The sequence below is a fragment of the Bradyrhizobium sp. U87765 SZCCT0048 genome (assembly GCF_018131225.1).
Taxonomy (GTDB): domain Bacteria; phylum Pseudomonadota; class Alphaproteobacteria; order Rhizobiales; family Xanthobacteraceae; genus Bradyrhizobium_A.
Genome location: NZ_JAFCMM010000004.1, coordinates 569,170 through 587,450 on the forward strand (window position 1 = coordinate 569,170; position 18,281 = coordinate 587,450).

Annotated in this window: 17 protein-coding genes and 1 riboswitch; of the genes, 11 read left to right on the plus strand and 6 right to left on the minus strand. The window is 67.2% G+C overall.

Going from position 1 to position 18,281, the window contains the following annotated elements; genetic code table 11:
• Positions 1-116 precede the first annotated feature (116 nt).
• Positions 117-713: a glutathione S-transferase family protein gene (locus JQ639_RS25410; protein WP_211968791.1), complete on the plus strand. Its 597-nt coding sequence runs from the start codon at positions 117-119 to the stop codon at positions 711-713.
• Positions 714-1,107: 394 nt separating this feature from the next.
• Here the strand turns inward: JQ639_RS25410 and fabI are convergent, their stop codons facing one another.
• The 3 genes from fabI to fabA all read right to left on the minus strand — a co-directional run bounded on the left by fabI (position 1,108) and on the right by fabA (position 3,929).
• On the minus strand, positions 1,108-1,911 hold the full coding sequence (gene fabI, locus JQ639_RS25415) for an enoyl-ACP reductase FabI (protein ID WP_211968790.1): 804 nt from the start codon (positions 1,909-1,911) through the stop codon (positions 1,108-1,110).
• A 148-nt stretch (positions 1,912-2,059) separates the two neighbouring features.
• Entirely contained in the window at positions 2,060-3,283 is a 1,224-nt protein-coding gene (fabB, locus tag JQ639_RS25420; protein WP_211968789.1) for a beta-ketoacyl-ACP synthase I, read from the minus strand.
• A 121-nt stretch (positions 3,284-3,404) separates the two neighbouring features.
• On the minus strand, positions 3,405-3,929 hold the full coding sequence (fabA, locus tag JQ639_RS25425) for a 3-hydroxyacyl-[acyl-carrier-protein] dehydratase FabA (RefSeq protein ID WP_211968788.1): 525 nt from the start codon (positions 3,927-3,929) through the stop codon (positions 3,405-3,407).
• Between the two features lie 315 nt (positions 3,930-4,244).
• On the opposite strand from fabA, the gene irrA reads away from it, so the two are divergent.
• Complete coding sequence (gene irrA / locus JQ639_RS25430) at positions 4,245-4,730, plus strand: iron response transcriptional regulator IrrA (RefSeq protein ID WP_371745170.1); 486 nt, start codon at positions 4,245-4,247, stop codon at positions 4,728-4,730.
• 104 nt (positions 4,731-4,834) lie between these two features.
• Here the strand turns inward: irrA and JQ639_RS25435 are convergent, their stop codons facing one another.
• Complete coding sequence (locus JQ639_RS25435) at positions 4,835-5,362, minus strand: SH3 domain-containing protein (protein ID WP_211968787.1); 528 nt, start codon at positions 5,360-5,362, stop codon at positions 4,835-4,837.
• A 607-nt stretch (positions 5,363-5,969) separates the two neighbouring features.
• Here JQ639_RS25435 and JQ639_RS25440 point away from each other — a divergent pair.
• The 4 genes from JQ639_RS25440 (at position 5,970) to JQ639_RS25455 (ending at position 10,288) form a co-directional block, all read left to right on the plus strand.
• A complete protein-coding gene (locus JQ639_RS25440) occupies positions 5,970-6,971 on the plus strand; it encodes a 2-hydroxyacid dehydrogenase (protein WP_211968786.1) in 1,002 nt (333 codons plus the stop codon).
• Between the two features lie 13 nt (positions 6,972-6,984).
• Positions 6,985-7,395: an HNH endonuclease signature motif containing protein gene (locus JQ639_RS25445; RefSeq protein WP_211968785.1), complete on the plus strand. Its 411-nt coding sequence runs from the start codon at positions 6,985-6,987 to the stop codon at positions 7,393-7,395.
• A 184-nt stretch (positions 7,396-7,579) separates the two neighbouring features.
• Positions 7,580-9,208 (plus strand): NADP-dependent glyceraldehyde-3-phosphate dehydrogenase, encoded by a 1,629-nt coding sequence (locus JQ639_RS25450; protein WP_211968784.1) that lies wholly within the window; start codon positions 7,580-7,582, stop codon positions 9,206-9,208.
• 121 nt (positions 9,209-9,329) lie between these two features.
• A riboswitch (ZMP/ZTP riboswitch) is annotated at positions 9,330-9,409 on the plus strand.
• 15 nt (positions 9,410-9,424) lie between these two features.
• On the plus strand, positions 9,425-10,288 hold the full coding sequence (locus JQ639_RS25455) for a bifunctional 5,10-methylenetetrahydrofolate dehydrogenase/5,10-methenyltetrahydrofolate cyclohydrolase (RefSeq protein WP_211968783.1): 864 nt from the start codon (positions 9,425-9,427) through the stop codon (positions 10,286-10,288).
• A 24-nt stretch (positions 10,289-10,312) separates the two neighbouring features.
• Here the strand turns inward: JQ639_RS25455 and JQ639_RS25460 are convergent, their stop codons facing one another.
• On the minus strand, positions 10,313-11,113 hold the full coding sequence (locus JQ639_RS25460) for a HesA/MoeB/ThiF family protein (RefSeq protein ID WP_211968782.1): 801 nt from the start codon (positions 11,111-11,113) through the stop codon (positions 10,313-10,315).
• A gap of 218 nt (positions 11,114-11,331) precedes the next feature.
• On the opposite strand from JQ639_RS25460, the gene JQ639_RS25465 reads away from it, so the two are divergent.
• Positions 11,332-12,711, plus strand: a complete 1,380-nt coding sequence (locus JQ639_RS25465; protein WP_211968781.1) for a serine protease — start codon at positions 11,332-11,334, stop codon at positions 12,709-12,711.
• Between the two features lie 93 nt (positions 12,712-12,804).
• Here the strand turns inward: JQ639_RS25465 and mutM are convergent, their stop codons facing one another.
• On the minus strand, positions 12,805-13,686 hold the full coding sequence (gene mutM, locus JQ639_RS25470; RefSeq protein WP_211968780.1) for a bifunctional DNA-formamidopyrimidine glycosylase/DNA-(apurinic or apyrimidinic site) lyase: 882 nt from the start codon (positions 13,684-13,686) through the stop codon (positions 12,805-12,807).
• A gap of 200 nt (positions 13,687-13,886) precedes the next feature.
• On the opposite strand from mutM, the gene ubiE reads away from it, so the two are divergent.
• From ubiE to dut, 4 genes are all read left to right on the plus strand, one after another.
• A complete protein-coding gene (gene ubiE / locus JQ639_RS25475; protein ID WP_211968779.1) occupies positions 13,887-14,648 on the plus strand; it encodes a bifunctional demethylmenaquinone methyltransferase/2-methoxy-6-polyprenyl-1,4-benzoquinol methylase UbiE in 762 nt (253 codons plus the stop codon).
• Complete coding sequence (gene ubiB, locus JQ639_RS25480; RefSeq protein WP_211968778.1) at positions 14,645-16,213, plus strand: 2-polyprenylphenol 6-hydroxylase; 1,569 nt, start codon at positions 14,645-14,647, stop codon at positions 16,211-16,213. The genes ubiE and ubiB overlap by 4 nt, the downstream gene beginning before the upstream one ends.
• Positions 16,214-16,297: 84 nt before the next feature.
• The gene (gene coaBC / locus JQ639_RS25485; protein ID WP_211968777.1) at positions 16,298-17,713 is read left to right on the plus strand and encodes a bifunctional phosphopantothenoylcysteine decarboxylase/phosphopantothenate--cysteine ligase CoaBC; all 1,416 of its coding nucleotides are present in this window, start codon (positions 16,298-16,300) and stop codon (positions 17,711-17,713) included.
• Positions 17,710-18,174, plus strand: a complete 465-nt coding sequence (gene dut / locus JQ639_RS25490) for a dUTP diphosphatase (RefSeq protein ID WP_211968776.1) — start codon at positions 17,710-17,712, stop codon at positions 18,172-18,174. The genes coaBC and dut overlap by 4 nt, the downstream gene beginning before the upstream one ends.
• Positions 18,175-18,281 lie beyond the last annotated feature (107 nt).

The following is an 18,281-nucleotide window of genomic DNA, read 5'->3' on the forward strand; positions in this document are numbered from 1 at the left end:
AGCGCGCACAGCATGTCTTGCCAGCGAACGGCACCTGCACGATAGATTTAGGCTATAAGACGCCGCACAATGGCAGTTGCCGCCATCGCGCACCTCTCACGCCAGCCGGAAACGCCATGATGAAACTGTACTTCTCGCCAAAGAGCCGCTCCTTCACCGCCCTGTGGCTGATGGAGGAGACCGGGCAGCCCTATGAGCGCGTGCTGACCGATATTTCGACCGGCGCGCAAAAGGCCCCCGCCTATCTCGCGATCAATCCGATGGGCAAGGTGCCCGGCCTGCAGGACGGCGACGCCGGCCTCGGCGAGGCGGCGGCGATCTGCGCCTATGTCGCCGAGCGCTATCCCGAAGCCAGGCTCGCCCCTCCGCTCGGCGACCCCCGCCGCGCGCGCTATCACTACTGGCTGTTCTTCGGACCGAGCTGCATCGAGCCGGCGATCATCCAGATCTTCACCAAGATCCAGGTGCCCGCCAGCACCGCGGGCTGGGGCGACGCGACGCAGGTGTTCGACGTCCTGGAGCAGGCCCTCGACAAGGGCCCGTGGCTGCTGGGCGAGGATTTTTCCGCCGCCGACGTCGTCATCGGCTCCGGCCTCGACGTCGCGGTGCGACGTTTCAAGATGGTGCCGACGCGGCCGGCATTCGATCGCTATCTCGATCTCTGCGCGGCACGGCCCGCGTTCCAGCGCGCGCAGCAGCTGTCGCTCGGCTGAGGCGCCGTCGCGAGAATCGCAGCCCGGATGAGCGCAGCGACATCCGGGTTTCGCACGGGTTTCGCGGAGCATTGCGCGATGCGACGATCGCGGCCGGTGATCACCGGTGAGCCGTTTGCGCTGCCATCGACCGTGTCCCGGAGCAGCATGGCTTCAGACCGAGCCGCAATCCGTCATATTGAGGTGCGAGCGAAAGCGAGCCTCCAAGGATCAACGGCCCCGAGGCTGCTGCACTGGCCGTCGCCCTTCGAGGGCCATGCTCCATCACAAGTCGGGCTTGCCCGACTTGTGGCTCTTCAAGAGACGCCTCGGCTAAAGCCGGGGCTATAGCCACCTCAGGGGGAGGGATCACCTGGATCCCATTTCAAACCACGACGTTCTGGAGACGGCCGGCTTACGCCTCGTCGGCCTTCAGCGCGCTCGGCTTCGGCATCAGGATGCTGTTGTAGCCGGAATCGACGTAGTGGATCTCGCCGGTGACGCCGCCCGACAACTCCGACAGCAAGTAGAGCGCCGAGCCACCGAGCTCGTCGAGGGTGACGCCACGGCCGAGCGGCGAGTGCTTTTCCTGGAACGCAAACATCGCGCGCGATTCGCCGATGCCGGCGCCGGCGAGCGTGCGCACCGGCCCCGCCGAGATGGCGTTGACACGGATGTTCTGCGGCCCGAAGTCGGCGGCGAGGTATCGCACCGAGGCTTCCAGCGCCGCCTTGGTGACGCCCATCACGTTGTAGTTCGGCATCGACCGCATCGAGGCGCCGTAGGTCAGCGTGATGATCGAGCCGCCATTCGGCATCATCTCGGCGGCGCGCTTGGTGAGCTCGGTAAAGGAGAAGCAGGAGATCACCATGGTGCGCGAGAAGTTCGCGCGCGTGGTGTCGACATAGCGGCCGCGCAGCTCGTTCTTGTCGGTGAAGCCGATGGCATGCACCAGGAAGTCGATGGTGCCCCACTTCTGCTTCAGCGTGTCGAACACCGCATCGACGCTGGCGATATCCTCGACATCGCACGGCAGCACGGTCTCGACGCCCAGCGATTCGGCGAGCGGCTTGACGCGGCGAGCCAGCGCATCGCCCTGATAGGTGAAGGCGAGCTCTGCGCCGTGCGCCGACAGCGTGCGGGCGATGCCCCAGGCGATCGAGTGATCGTTGGCGACCCCGAGGATCAATCCGCGCTTGCCCTGCATCAAGCCTGCCATCACATCGCTCCGTCGTTATGAGATTGGATGATCGGCGCTACCCTTGCGCATCACCTGCAACAGACAGGTGACAGTGTGGCGCCATGACTGTGGAAGCGTGCGCGCTCCGCCGGACGCGGGGCGCATCGCAACGATCGTTCGGCCGGGCTCACGCCTCCAGCCGCTTGAACACCAGCGTCGCGTTGGTGCCGCCGAAACCGAACGAGTTCGACAGCACGGCGCCGATCCTGGCATTGTCGATGCGCTTGCGCACGATCGGCATGTCGGCGAACGCCGGGTCGAGCTCCTGGATGTTGGCGCTCTCGCAGATGAAGCCGTTGTTCATCATCAGCAGCGAATAGATCGCTTCCTGCACGCCGGTGGCGCCGAGCGAGTGGCCGGTCAGCGACTTGGTCGCGGCGATCGGCGGACACTTGTCGCCGGCGCCGAACACGTTGCGGATCGCGTTGATTTCGGGCGCATCGCCCGCCGGGGTCGAGGTCGCATGCGGATTGATGTAGTCGATCGGCACATTGACGGTCGACAGTGCCATGCGCATGCAGCGCTCCGCGCCCTCGCCCGACGGAGCGACCATGTCGTAGCCGTCGGACGTCGCGCCGTAGCCGACGATCTCCCCATAGATCTTGGCGCCGCGCGCCCTGGCATGCTCGAGCTCTTCCAGCACCACGACGCCGGCGCCGCCGGCGATCACGAAGCCGTCGCGGTTGGCGTCATAGGCGCGCGAGGCAGTGGCCGGCGTCTCGTTGTACTTCGACGACATCGCGCCCATCGCGTCGAACAGCACCGACAGCGTCCAGTCGAGTTCTTCGCAGCCGCCGGCGAAGACGATGTCCTGCTTGCCGATCTGGATGGTCTCGTAGGCGTTGCCGATACAATGGTTCGACGTCGCGCAAGCCGAGGAGATCGAATAGTTGACGCCCTTGATCTTGAACCAGGTGGCGAGCGTCGCGGATGCCGTCGACGACATCGCTTTCGGCACGGCGAACGGACCGACGCGCTTTGGCCCCTTGGTGCGGGTGATGTCGGCGGCCTCGACCACAGCGCGCGTCGACGGACCACCGGAGCCCATGATGATGCCGGTGCGGACGTTGGAGACTTCGTTGTCCTCGAGGCCGGCGTCGCGGATCGCCTGTTCCATCGCGACATGGTTCCACGCAGCGCCTTCGCCGAGGAAGCGCATCGCGCGACGGTCGACGACGTCGGCCGGATTGAGGGTCGGCGCGCCGTGCACCTGGCAGCGGAAGCCGAGTTCGGCATACTTGTCAGCGCGCGAGATGCCGGACCTGGCATCATGCAGGCTCGAAAGCACTTCCTGAGTGTTGTTACCGATGGACGAGACAATCCCCATCCCGGTCACCACAACGCGCCTCATGATGTAGCCTCACTTTGAAAGATATCGACGTTAGCCGACTTGAGATTAGATGTGCTGCGACGATTTTGCGACGACGAAGCCGCAAATCGCGGCTCACTGTCCGGCAGAGTCCTGACCAGCCTTACGGCTGCATCACGGCATCCTGCCGAAACAGCCCCACCTTCAGATCCTTGGCGCGGTAGATAATCTCGCCGTCACTCGAAAGCCAGCCGTCGGCAATGCCGAGCATCAGCTTGGCGCGCATCACGCGCTTGATGTCGATATTGTACACGACCTTCGTGACGTTCGGCAGAACCTGGCCGGAGAACTTGAGTTCGCCGATGCCGAGCGCGCGGCCACGCCCCTCGCCGCCGAGCCAGCCGAGATAGAAGCCGACCATCTGCCAGAGCGCATCGAGACCAAGGCAGCCCGGCATCACCGGGTCACCCTTGAAGTGGCAGCCGAAGAACCAGAGATCCGACTTGACGTCGAGCTCGGCGCGGATGAGGCCCTTGCCATACTCGCCACCGTCGGCGCTGATCTCGGTGATGCGGTCGAACATCAGCATCGGCGGCAACGGCAGCTGCGCATTGCCGGGACCGAACATCTCGCCGCGACCGCACGCCAGCAGGTCCTCATATTCATAACTGCTGCGCCGATCGTGCATGCCGTGCTCGCCCCCTCAGGTTGCTGGATTCCGGATGGAATAATCCGTGCTGTCGGGCGCTCTCTATCATAGGGCTCAGGCGGGGCAAAGCCGCTGTGGATCAATCATATAGGGGCAATTTGCCCGGAGATCGCCACATGTTGCGCCGCACCCGGTTCCACGGTCGTGACCCTCACGGACCGTGCGGGGCGGCGTCCGGCCCCTGACGGTGCATGGCGGAGACAGTTGCGAGAAACTTGCATGTAGCTGCATCCTTTCCTATAATTGCACCGTCATAAAGACGGCGATCCGAACCGGGCAGATTTAAGTAGTAAAATGAGTGACTTGATCATCACCGACGATCAGAGCGACGCCGATATCCTCGGGGCGGTCCGCATGCCGACCCTGACGGGGTGCCCGTGGCACGACGTCAACGAGATGCTGCAGTCGGTGGGCCTGCGCCCGACCCGTCAGCGCATGGCGCTTGGGTGGCTGCTGTTCGGCAAGGGTGACCGTCACCTGACCGCGGAAATGCTCTACGAGGAAGCGATCCAGGCCAAGGTGCCGGTGTCGCTCGCCACCGTCTACAACACGCTGAACCAGCTGACCGAGGCCGGCCTCCTGCGTCAGGTCAGCGTCGATGGCACCAAGACCTATTTCGATACCAACGTCAGCGACCATCACCATTTCTACCTCGAGGGCAACCACGAGCTGGTCGACATCGCCGATCCGCACCTCGTGCTGCAGAAGATGCCCGACGTGCCGGAAGGCTACGAGATCGCCCGCATCGACATGGTGGTGCGGCTGCGCAAGGTGCGCTGAGCGCCCGGCCGTTTGACCGCAATTGCTTCGCCGGGTCGACAACAGAAACGAAAAGGCCGCGCCCCGGGCGCGGCCTTTTCGTTTGGACACGGTGCCGGGCAGCGTCAGTCGATCTTCTCGTCGGCGTACACGCCCCACAGCCGCTGCTGCTCGATCCAGCCGTCGAAACCCGCGCCGGTGATGCGGCACCAGCCGCTGGTGCAGCGCTTGACGGACGCGATCACCCCGGCCTGCAGCTTCGCCGACACCGCGCTGGTCGGATCGGCGCGGTCGTAGAGCGGCGCCACATCGTCCTTCGACTTCAGCGTCACCACCGCGGTGCGCTTGCCCGACAGCAGGGAATGGTAGACCCAGCCCTCGGCGCCTTCGGAATCCCGCACCCGCCGCCAGTTCTCGAACTCCGCGGTGATCTCCACCGGCAGTCCAACGCGGGTGTAGACCCAGCTGACGTCATTGTCCTTGGTGGGACCGCCGCGAACATTGACGTGATCTGATTTCAGGCTGACGTAGCGTGGCATCGGCAGGCCGCTGACCGGCCCCATCACATCCTTGGCAGCGTGTCCCGCGGTGACCCCCACATGGCAGAACAAACCCGCCAGCACCGCCACACCCCAATAGCACTTCAACGCCATTGCCCGTTCCTAGCATCCAATTCCGACATTCGCTCTCACTGACCAGCACTTCCGAAAGCGACTTTCGAAAGGACGCCAGCGCCCGCTTTTCGAAGTTCGCGGACCAGCGCGGCAACCCCTTCACGAACTTCGAAAAGCGAAGGGCACAGAAGTCTTTGAATCCAGTGCGGCTTTGGTTCGCGAGCGGTTTGGGTACCTCCCGCGGGCTGCTCTGAACCACCACACCGGCCGTGTCCGCCGCGCCGACACGCGCCTCGCGGGGAGGACGCCGGCCGTCCCGACAGGCCGCGGCCGCACCTGTCCGGGTTCCCGATGGGTTCTTGTGTTGGGCGGGCCTTCTGCTAGAGAGGACCCGATACGACCCTCACGACAAGAGCCGGCGAGAGCTTGGTATCCGGTGCGGACTTGCAGTTTCGGACAGCCCGGTTAACGAGGTCTCAACAGGCCGGCGGGAGCGGTGGGAAACGCAACAGCGCGACGCGACGTGTGACTTTGCTGCACTGACGAAGCTGCACGAATCCGACGCGCCGCTTATTCTGGTTCGGCCTGAACGCCCGCACCGCACATCGCGGCGCGGGGGCGGGCCCCAAGGCGCGGAAAGCACAGCATGACTGTCCGGAAGAAACCTCTCGTCGTCGTCACGCGCAAGCTGCCGGACAGCATCGAGACGCGGATGCGCGAGCTGTTCGACACCCGCCTCAATCTCGACGACCAGCCGATGACCCAGGACCAGCTCGCCGAGGCGGTGCGCACGGCCGACATCCTGGTTCCGACCGTGTCCGACGAGGTCGACGAGAAGGTGCTCAACCAGCCCGACCGCAAGCTGAAGCTGATCGCCAATTTCGGCAACGGCGTCGACAACATCGATGTCACCGCCGCGCACAACCTCGGCATCACCGTGACCAACACGCCGAAGGTCCTGACCGAAGACACCGCCGACATGACCATGGCCCTGATCCTCGCGGTGCCGCGCCGCCTCGCCGAGGGCTCCACCATCCTGACCGACGGCAAGGACTGGGCGGGCTGGTCGCCGACCTGGATGCTCGGCCACCGCATCGGCGGCAAGCGGCTCGGCATCATCGGCATGGGCCGCATCGGCCAGGCGGTCGCCCGCCGCGCCCACGCCTTCGGCCTGCAGATCCACTATCACAACCGCCGCCCGGTCGCGCCGCAGATCGAGGAAGAGCTCGGCGCCACCTACTGGGAGAGCCTCGACCAGATGCTCGCCCGCATGGACATCATCTCGGTGAACTGTCCGCATACCCCGGCGACGTTCCACCTGCTGTCCGCGCGGCGGCTCAAGCTGGTCCGCAAGAACGCCTACATCGTCAACACCGCGCGCGGCGAGATCATCGACGAGGACACGCTGACCAAGCTGATCGAAGCCGGCGACATCGCCGGCGCCGGCCTCGATGTGTTCGAGCACGAGCCGGCGGTCAGCCCCAAGCTGGTGCGGCTCGCCCGCGCCGGCAAGGTGGTGCTGCTGCCGCACATGGGCTCGGCCACCATCGAGGGCCGCGTCGAGATGGGCGAAAAGGTGATCATCAACATCCGCACCTTCCTCGACGGCCACAAGCCGCCGGACCGCGTGCTGCCGGGGATGCTGTAACGAGAGGCCGAACATGGCGGATCAAGGACCGACTGGTGATCCGCCAATGCTGCAGCGAAAACAGTGGACCGCTCGCCGCACGGCCGAGAGCGCCTGCAAGTTTCACTGCTGTGTCATCTGCGGCCTGGAAATCCCCACGTGTTTGACTGTCGCCCATCTTGACCAAAATGCCGGCAACAACTCTCCCGACAATCTCGCGTTCCTGTGCCAGACTCACCACTGGATGTACGACGCAGGTCTCTACCCCATCGAAGCGATCAAATTGCTGCGAAGTCACTGGCAACTGACTGAAGGTCGCCCTTCGCACAAGGCAAGAATGAAGGACGCAGGGTTCAAAGCGGCGCTCGCTCGAAAACGGAGCTCCAGCGCAAGGAAAGCCTGGACAACAAGGCGGCGATTGACGACCGATCTTCCGCAACCGTAGCTCGCAACAACAACCTGATCGAGAAGCTCGGACATCATCCGGACGCGTCGCCCGTTCGGCCGACACCTCATCCCCTTTCTGCCCAGCATTTGGGGCGCCCTGCCGAATCTTTATGTCGTAAAATCCCATTGTCGCCGGGTTATGCTGCGAGACTTCGCAGCGACGCATGACCGACGGGTGGCCCATGATCGACAGCCGGCAGCTCCTCCAGCTCTATCCTACCGATGGCGACATTCCCGCCGCGCATCGGCTGGACGGCCCGCTGCACCAGCGCTTCACCCTGGTGGACGGCCGGCTGAAGGACTGGAACGGCGGCACCCAGCAGGTCGTCTCGCCGATCCGGCTGCGCGATGGCGCCGGCGCGCTGACGCCGGTGGTGCTCGGCAGCATTCCCCATGGCGGCACCGCCGAGGCGGAAGACGCGCTCGCCGCAGCGGTCGCCGCCTATGACAACGGCCGCGGCACGTGGCCGACCATGACCGTGGCGGACCGCATCGCCTGCATGCAGACTTTCACCAAGGAAATGGTGGCGCGCCGCGCCGAGGTGGTGAAGCTGCTGATGTGGGAGATCGGCAAGAGCTTTGCCGATTCAGAGAAGGAATTCGACCGCACCGTCGACTACATCCGCGCCACCATCGACGCGCTGCGCGACCTCGACAACACCTCCTCGCGCTTCGTGATCGCCGAGGGCACCATCGGCCAGATCCGGCGCACCCCGCTCGGCGTCGTGCTGTGCATGGGTCCCTACAACTACCCGCTCAACGAGACCTTCGCGACGCTGATCCCGGCGCTGATCATGGGCAACACGCTGCTGTTCAAGCCGCCGAAGTTCGGCGTGCTGCTGTTCGCACCGTTGCTGGAGGCGTTCCGCAATGCCTTTCCCAAGGGCGTGATCAACACCGTGTACGGCCAGGGCGCCGAAGTGGTGCCGTATCTGCTCGGCTCCGGCAAGGTCAACACGCTGACCCTGATCGGCTCCAGCAAGGTCGCCGACCATCTCAAGAAGCTGCACCCGAAGGCCAACCGGCTGCGCGCCATCCTCGGCCTCGACGCCAAGAACGCCGCCATCGTGCTCGCCGACGCCGACATCGAACTCGCGGTCAAGGAATGCCTGCTCGGCGCGCTGTCGTTCAACGGCCAGCGCTGCACGGCGCTCAAGATGCTGATCGTGCATTCGTCGATCGTGGAGCGCTTCCTCGCGCGCTTCACCGAGGAGCTGGCGAAGCTCAAGGTCGGCATGCCGTGGGACGCCGGCGTCAACATCACCCCGCTGCCCGAGCCCGGCAAGACCGCCTACATGACGGCGTGTGTCGAGGATGCGCTCGCGCAGGGCGCGCGCATCGTCAATCCCGGCGGCGGTGCGCATTGCGAGACGTTCTTCTATCCTGCCGTGGTCTACCCGGTGCAAGAGGGCATGAAGCTGTACCGCGAGGAACAGTTCGGCCCGGTGGTGCCCGTGATGCCGTTCGACGACATCGAGACCGCGCTCGACTATGTCATCACCTCCGAGCACGGCCAGCAGGTCAGCATCTTCAGCTCCGATCCGGCCGAGATCGGCACGCTGGTGGACCCGCTGGTCAACCAGGTGTGCCGCGTCAACATCAACTGCCAGTGCCAGCGCGGGCCGGACATCTTCCCGTTCACCGGACGCAAGGATTCGGCCGAGGGAACGCTGTCGGTGACCGACGCGCTGCGCTCGTTCTCGATCCGCTCGATGGTGGCGGCAAAGCAGACCGAGGCCAGCAAGAAACTGCTGGACGACATCGTGCAGAACCACGAGTCCAAGTTCATCCACACCGGCTTCATTTTCTAGGCCGCTGCCGCGGCGGGTTCCCTGCAAGCTGCGACCCACCCGTGATGCGGCGCGCGCAGGACTGCCGCGCCACCAATGCGCTGCCGGCCATTGTCCCGGCCGGCCCGAGCCGCTATCAGGCGGGCCTCTGCGCGACTGGCGCTTGGATGGGCCACCATCGGGGAGCGCAGGGGTTTGCTGCCGCGCGCCTGGGCACCACTTCCCAATGAGGGTGCCATGACCGCGGACATCATCGACGGGCGCAAGCACGCCCAGCTTCTTCTCGACACCGTTGCCGCCGATATCGCCGCCCTGCCGCAGGCGCCGGGCCTGGCCGTCGTCCTGGTCGGTGGCGACCCGGCCAGCGCCATCTATGTCCGCAACAAGGTGCGGACGGCGCGGGCGGTCGGCCTGCGCGGCGAGACCGAGATCCTGCCCGACAACGTCTCCGAGGCGGGCCTGCTGGCGATCATTGCCAAGCTCAACGCACGCGACGACATCGACGGCATTCTCGTCCAGCTGCCGCTGCCGCCGCATATCAACACCCTGCGCGTCATGGCCGCGGTCGATCCGGCCAAGGATGTCGACGGCCTGCACGCGCTCAACGCCGGCAAGCTGCTGCATGGCGCGGATGCGCTCATTCCGTGCACGCCGCTCGGCTGCATGAAGCTGATCAAGTCGCTGGTGCCCGACCTCACCGGCTATCACGCCGTGGTCATCGGCAGCTCCAACATCGTCGGCAAGCCGATGGCCGCGCTGCTGCTGGAAGAGCGCGCAACGGTGACGCAGACCCACATCCACACCCGCGACACCCAGTTCATCTGCCGTGGCGCCGACATCCTGGTCAGCGCCGTCGGCAAGCCGGGCCTGGTGCGCGGCGACTGGATCAAGCCACGCGCCATCGTCATCGACGTCGGCACCACGCGTGTCGAGAAGGCCGATGGCGGCTACGATGTGCGCGGTGACGTCGCGTTCGAGGAGGCCGTGAAGGTCGCCGGCGCGATCACCCCCGTGCCCGGCGGCGTCGGACCGATGACCATCGCCTGCCTGATGGAGAACACCGTGAAGGCTGCCAGGGCGCGGCGCGCCCGCCCGCACTGACGTACGGCAAGCCGGCGGCCACGATCAGCGGTGGCCGCGCAGATCCGTGATGGCCGGATGGTCGCCGTTGAGCGGATTGGCCGGATCGCGGGCATAGCGCAGCGTCTCGAACCGCATGGCGCGGGCGTCGATCATCAGCAGACGGCCGACCAGCCCCTCGCCGAAGCCGACGATCTCGCGGATCACCTCGAGCGCGGTCATGGCGCCGAGCACCCCGGCGAGCGCACCAAGAATACCGGCTTCCTCGCAGCTCGGCACCGTGCCGGGCGGTGGCGGATCGGGAAACAGGCAGCGATAGGTCGGATTGAGCTGCCCCTCGGCATTGCGCTCATGGGCGCGAATGGTGGTGAGCGAGGCGTCGAACAGCCCGAGCGCCGCGGTGACCAGCGGCTTCCCCGCGAGGTAGCAGGCGTCCGACACCAGATAACGCGTGGCGAAATTGTCCGAACCATCGGCGACGATGTCGTAGCCGGCGAACAGCTCCAGCGCATTGGCGGCCGTCAGGCGCGTGGCGTGGGCCTGGAATGCGACATGCGGATTGAGCGCCTGCACGGTCTCGGCGGCGCTCTCGACCTTCGGCCGACCGACGTCCGGCGTGGTGTGGATGACCTGGCGCTGCAGGTTGGACAGCGACACGACGTCGTCGTCGATGACGCCGAGCGTGCCGACGCCGGCGGCGGCGAGATACATCAGCGCCGGAGCGCCGAGCCCGCCGGCGCCGATCACCAGCACCCGGGCTGCCTTGAGCTTCGCCTGGCCGGGGCCGCCGACCTCGCGCAACACGATGTGGCGCGCATACCGCTCCAGTTCTTCCGCGCTCAGCACGCTGGGCCGTTCCTTTCAAGGTCTGAAGGTCGCTGTCGCGGCCCGGTCATGCCGGCATGGCATGGCGACGCTGAACCGCCGCCGCGCTATGGCCGACCAAGCAGATATGGTACTTACCCCCGCCACGCCAGTGCGGTGGTTCGGAAGTTCGCTTCACGTCCGGTGATGCGGACTTCGGATTCGGGACACTGGCCAGAACAAACCGCGAAGGCCGACTGATGAAGCCGCTGATCGCCGCCACGCTGATGGTGGCCCTCTCAGGTGTCGCGGCGATCGCGCAGACACCGGTCCGCACCCTGTCGGTCAGGCCTGACGGCTCGACCGCGCCAGCCCAGCCCGTGCCGCCCAAGCCGGCGACCGCCGCGCCGAAGCCGGTCGATCCTGCCGCGGTGCAGGCGACCCAGGAGCGTCAGGCGATCCAGTCGGACCTCGCATGGGTCGGCGTCTACAACGGCGCCATCAACGGCGAGCCGGGCGAACGCACGGCCGCGGCGATCCGTACCTTCCAGAAGGACAATGGCGGCAAGCCGACAGGCACACTGACGCCGCAGGAACGTGGCGCGCTGTCCGCCGCCGCGAAGGCGCTGCAGGACAGCGTCGGCTGGAAGATCGGACTCGATCCGGTCAACAGCATCAAGCTCGGCCTGCCGACCAAGCTGGTGCCGACGCAGACGACCTCGCCAACCGGCACCAAATGGGCATCGGCCCAGGGCCAGATCCAGATCGAGACCTGGCGCACGCGGGACACCAACCTCACGATCGCAGCGATCGCCGAGCGCGAGAAGAAGGAGCCTGCCGGCCGCCGCGTCGACTACAGCGTGGTGAAGCCTGATTTCTTCGTGCTGTCGGGCTTGCAGGGGCTGAAGAAATTCTACGTCCGCGGCCAGATCAAGGGCAACGAGGTGCGCGGCCTGACCATCCTCTACGACCAGGCGACCGAAGGCACCATGGAGCCGGTGGTGATCGCGATGTCGAGCGCATTCGCGCCGTTCGCCGGCGCCGCGGCTGCGCCGCCGCCTCCGCCGCCACGCAAGAAGGTGGAGTATGCGACCGGCGTGGTGGTGAGCCCCGATGGCGCCATCGTCACCGACCGCAACGCCATCGACGCCTGCGAGACCGTTGTCGTGCCGCCCTACGGCCATGCCGAGCGCGTCGCCGACGACGCCACGCGCCAGCTCGTGCTGTTGCGGCTCTATGGCGCGAGCGGGCTGAAGGCCGCGAGCCTGGGTGGCGCGGTGAAATCCGATGTCGCCGTGAGCGGCATCGCCGACCCGCAAGCGCAGGGCGGCGGCGCAGCAGCGACCAGCATGACGGCCCGGCTGGTCAGCGATGGCGGCGGCGTGCGTCTCGATCCGGCGCCAGGCCTCGGCTTCGCCGGCGCGGCGGTCACCGATGCCGACGGCAAGGTCGTCGGGCTCGCGCAACTCAGGGCACCCCAGGTCGCGAGCACCGCGCCGGCGCCGGTTCAGGCGACGCTCGTGCCGGCAGAAGTCGTGCGTCAGTTCCTCGCCCGGCACAAGGTCGCGCCGACGGCCGCGGACAGCAAGCCCGGCGACATCAAGGCGTCGCTGCTGCGGGTGATCTGCATCCGAAAGTGATCTTTGAAACGCCAAGCGCGGTCATGTGCGACAATCGCGCACGGCACACCCCGAGGTCGCCGCACTTATTCCGGCTGCAATTCTGTGGCGATCTCACTTCTGGCAGGTCGGACACCAGAAGGTCGAGCGGCCGTTCTGGGTGAAACGCTTGATCGTGCCCTTGCAACCCTTTGTCGGACACTTCTCGTCCTCGCGGTCGTAGACGCGAAACGAGTGCTGGAAATAGCCGAGTTCGCCGGTGGTCTGGCGATGATCGCGCAGCGACGAGCCGCCCGCCTCGATCGCCTGATCGAGCACGGTGTGGATCGCATCCACCAGCCGCCTCGCATGATCGGACGGCGCGCCGCTGCGCAGCGCTAGCGTCGAGGCCTGCCGCTTCGGCGACAGATGGGCGCGAAACAGCGCTTCGCAGACATAGATATTGCCGAGCCCGGCGACGACGCGCTGATCGAGCAGCGCCGCCTTGAGGCTGGTCTTCTTGCCGACGCAGCCGGCCGCCAGCACCGCGGCATCGAACGAATGGCTCAGCGGCTCCGGCCCGAGGCCGCGCAGGAACGGCTCGTCGGCGAGTTCGTCATGCGCCACGATCTTCATGTAGCCGAAGCGGCGGGGATCGTTGAAGGTGACGATGGCGCCCGACGCCATGTGGAAGACGACATGGTCGTGCGCGCGGTCGGCGCTGCGCTCGTGATGGAAATGACCCGGGGTCGTCGCGGTGGCATGCTTGACGACGCGGAACGAGCCGGACATGCCCAGATGCATCAGCAGCACGTCGCCGGACGACAGCTCGGCCATCAGCAGCTTGGCCCGGCGCCCCATGCCGACGATGGTCTGGCCCTCGAGCCGGCCGACGAAATCCTTCTGGAACGGAAAGCGCAGATTGTGGCGGCGCGTCTCCACGCTGGCGATGCGCTGGCCTTCCATGACCGGCTGCAGGCCGCGGCGAACGGTCTCGACTTCGGGGAGTTCAGGCATCGGCGGACATTCGGTTGGCGCGGGCAGCGGCTCGGGTCATGGCGCGGGTAAGCTTGATTGTCACGAAACGGCCTCGTACATGAACCCGCCGGCACGGTTATCGGCAACGCTCGCCGCGGGCCAGGCCAGCCGTTAACGATGCTGGCTTGTAGCGCAGGCGGACCGGGCGCGCTATGGTCCGCCGCCGGAGACAGACAGTGATGGACCAACCCGACCAGACCACCCATTTCGGGTACCGCGACGTGCCGCTAGGCGACAAGCAGACCCTGGTGAACGATGTGTTCCACAGCGTCGCGGCGCGCTACGACCTGATGAACGACCTGATGTCGGCGGGCCTCCACCGGCTGTGGAAGGACGCCATGATCACGGCGCTCAATCCGCCGCGCGGCGACACGCCGTTCGCGCTGCTGGACGTCGCCGGCGGCACCGGCGACATCTCGTTCCGCGCCGCCCAGGCGGCAGGCTTCGGCTTTCACGCCACCGTGTGCGACATCAACACCGACATGCTGGAGGTCGGCCGCGACCGCGCCGTCAAGCTCAACCTCGACGACCGCGTCACCTTCGTCGAGGGCAATGCCGAAACGCTGACCTTCGCCGACCGCAGCTTCGATGCCTACACCATCGCCTTCGGCATCCGCAACGTGCCGCGCATCGACGCCGCGCTGCGCGAGGCCTACCGCGTGCTGCGGCCCGGCTCGCGTTTCCTGTGCCTGGAATTCTCAGCCGTCGATGTGCCCGGCCTCGACCGCATCTACGATCTCTACTCCTTCAACGTGATCCCGGCCATCGGCCGTGCCGTCACCGGCGACGCCGAATCCTACCGCTATCTCGTCGAATCGATCCGCCGCTTTCCGCGCCCGCCGGCCTTCGCCGACATGATGCGCGCTGCCGGCTTTGCCCGCGTCGGCTTTCAGCCGATGTCCGGCGGCATCGTGAACCTGCATTCGGGCTGGCGTTTGTGATCTCCGCGATCCCCCACGTGCTGCGCCTGATCCGCGCAGCCTTCGTCGTGGCCCGCGAGGGCACCTTCGCGGTGGTCGATCCGACACCGCTGCCGCCGCCGCTGCGCATGATGCTGCGCCTCGCGCGGCTGGTCGAGCGCCGTGACGCCAAGTCCGGCCCCCGCCTCGCCCGCGCGCTGACCCGGCTCGGCCCGACCTATGTCAAGCTCGGCCAGGTGCTGGCGACGCGCCCCGACGTCGTCGGCGTCGCGATGGCGCGCGATCTCGAACGGCTGCAGGACCGCCTGCCGGCGTTCTCGCAGGAAGAAGCGGAGGCGGTCGTCGCCTCGTCGCTGGAGCGGCCGCTGACCCAGGCGTTCGCGAGCTTCAGCCCGCCGGTCGCCGCAGCCTCCATCGCCCAGGTCCACCGCGCCGAAATCGAGAAGGACGGCGTGCGCCGCCCCGTGGCAGTCAAGATCCTGCGGCCGAACATCGCCGAGCGCTTCCGCCGCGATCTCGGCGCGCTGATGTTCGCCGCGCGCACCGCGGAGGCGCTGTCGCCGGAAGCGCGGCGGCTGCGCAGCATCGAGATCGTCGACACCCTGGCGCGCTCGGTGGCCATGGAGATGGACCTGCGGCTCGAGGCCGCGGCGCTGTCCGAGATGGCGGAGAACACCCGCGACGATCCCGACTTCCGCGTGCCGACGGTGGACTGGGACCGCACCAGCCATCACGTGCTGACGATGGAATGGATCGAGGGCCTGCCGCTGAGCGATCGCGCACGGCTGGAGGCGGCGCAGGTCGACCTGCCCGACCTCGGCCGCAAGGTGATCCAGAGCTTCCTGCAGCACGCGCTGCGCGACGGCCTGTTTCATGCCGACATGCATCCCGGCAACCTGTTCGTCGACGACAGCGGCCGCCTGGTCGCCGTCGACTTCGGCATCATGGGCCGTCTCGGCCTCAAGGAGCGGCGCTTTCTCGCCGAGATCCTGCTCGGCTTCATCACCCGCGACTACCGCCGCGTCGCCGAGGTGCACTTCGAGGCCGGCTACGTGCCGGCGCACCACTCGATCGAAAACTTTGCCCAGGCGATCCGGGCCATTGGCGAGCCGATCCACAACCGCCGCGCCGACGAAATCTCGATGGCGCGGCTGCTGACGCTGCTGCTGGAGGTCACCGGCCTCTTCGACATGCGCACGCGGCCGGAACTGATCCTGCTGCAAAAGACCATGGTGGTGGTGGAAGGCGTCGCGCGCAGCTTCAACCCCCGGCTCGACATCTGGAAAACCGCCGACCCGGTGGTGCGCGCCTGGATCGAGCGCAACCTCGGCCCGGTTGGCCGCATCGAGGGCGCCATGAGCGGCGCCGGCCAGCTCGGCAAGCTGTTCTCCGGCCTGCCGGCGATTGCCGCCCGCGCCGTGAGCGCGCTGGAGCAGGTCGAGGCGATGACCCGGGACGGCCTCGTGCTTGCGCCGGACACGGTCGCCGCGCTCGCCAAGGCGCAGGCGCGGCGCAACCGCTGGCAGACCCGCGCGCTGTGGGTGATCGCCCTGACGTTCCTGGCGATTCTCTGGAAGATCAGCTGACGCTCTTGCCTGCATTGCAGGCAATCAATTGATTGCATTGCAATCATTTGCTAGCCTCAGTCGGTCTGAAGTTGGGGCGCTGCCATGGCCAGCCTGACGATCCGCAAGCTCGACGAGGCCCTCAAGGCGGAGCTGCGGCTGCGCGCCGCCCGCCACGGCCGCTCGGTCGAGGACGAGGTGCGCGTCATCCTGCGGGAGGCCGCAAGCGCCGACGGAGAGACTGCGGAGACGCCGCCGCCATCCGCCGCGCCCCGCCCGGAACCGGCCCTGCAGCCCGGCCAGGACCGCCGGCGGGTCACCTTGATCATTGGCGGCGGCATCGCCGCCTACAAGTCGCTCGACCTCATCCGCCGCCTCAAGGAGAGGGCGATCGACGTCCGCTGCGTGCTGACCGCGGCAGCCCAGCAGTTCATCACGCCGCTCAGCGTCAGCGCGCTGGCGCATGAGCCCTGCTTCACCGACCTGTTCGACCCGCGCAGCGAGTTCGACGTCGGCCACATTCGCCTCGCCCGCGACTGCGACCTGGTGCTGGTGGCGCCGGCGACGGCGGACCTGATGGCCAAGATCGCCAACGGCCACGCCGACGACCTCGCCAGCGCCATCCTGCTCGCCACCAACCGGCCGATCCTGCTGGCGCCGGCGATGAACCCGCTGATGTGGGCCAACGCCGCGACCCGCCGCAACGTCGCGCAGCTGCAGCGCGATGGCGTGCGTCTGGTCGGCCCCAATGCCGGCGAAATGGCGGAGCGGGGCGAAGCCGGTGTCGGCCGCATGTCCGAGCCGCTGGAGATCGCCGCCGCCGCGCTGTCGCTGCTGCGGCCGCCGCAGCCAAAGCCGCTCGCCGGCAAACGCATCCTGGTCACCGCCGGCCCGACCCACGAGCCGATCGACCCGGTGCGCTATATCGCCAACCGCTCCTCGGGCAAGCAGGGCTTCGCCATCGCCGCGGCGGCGGCCGCCGCCGGCGCGCAGGTGACGCTGGTGTCCGGCCCGGTCAACCTCGCCGATCCGGCCGGCGTCGCCGTGCGCCATGTCGAATCGGCGCGCGACATGCTGGCGCAGGTCGAGGGCGCATTGCCGGCGGACGTCGCGATCTTCGCCGCAGCGGTCGCCGACTGGCGTGTCGCCAATGCGGGCGAACAGAAGATCAAGAAGACCGCAGGCGCCCTGCCGACGCTGAGCTTCGCCGAGAATCCCGACATCCTCGCCACCATCTCGCACCGGACGCAGGGACGGCCGCCGCTGGTGATCGGCTTTGCCGCCGAGACCGAGCACCTCATCGACAACGCCCGCGCCAAGCTCGCCCGCAAGGGCTGCGACTGGCTGGTCGCCAACGACGTCTCGCCCGCGAGCGGCGTGATGGGCGGCGACCGCAACACCATTCACCTCCTCAAGCGCGACAGCGATGCGATCGACTCCTGGCCGGTAATGACCAAGGACGACGTCGCCACCACGCTGGTCGCGCGCATCGCCGACGCCATTGGATCCCCCGCCTCATGACCACCACCACACCCGTTCGTATCGACGTGCAGCAGTTCCCTCATGGCGAGGGCCTGCCGCTGCCGGCCTACCAGACCAGCCACGCCGCCGGCCTCGACCTTCTCGCCGCGGTTCCCGACGCCGCGCCGGTGACGCTGGCGCCCGGCGCCCGCGCGCTGGTCCCGACCGGCCTCGCCATCGCACTGCCCGACGGCTACGAGGCGCAGGTGCGGCCGCGCTCCGGCCTCGCGGCCAAGCACGGCGTCACCGTGCTCAACTCGCCTGGCACGATCGACGCCGACTACCGCGGCGAGATCAGCGTGCTGCTGATCAACCATGGCGACGCTCCGTTCACGATCCGCCGCGGCGAGCGCATCGCGCAGATGGTGATCGCCCCCGTCGTGCAGGCCGAACTGGTTCCGGCCGCGTCGCTGTCCGACACCGCACGTGGCAGCGGCGGCTTCGGTTCCACCGGCCGCTAGCGTCACGGCGCGCGCAATTTGCGCCGCCGCCGCACCGTTCACGGTCTGGACTCTTACCCGTCGAGTCCGCTTGAGGATATTGTGAAACGATTCGCGAACGGCGGAGC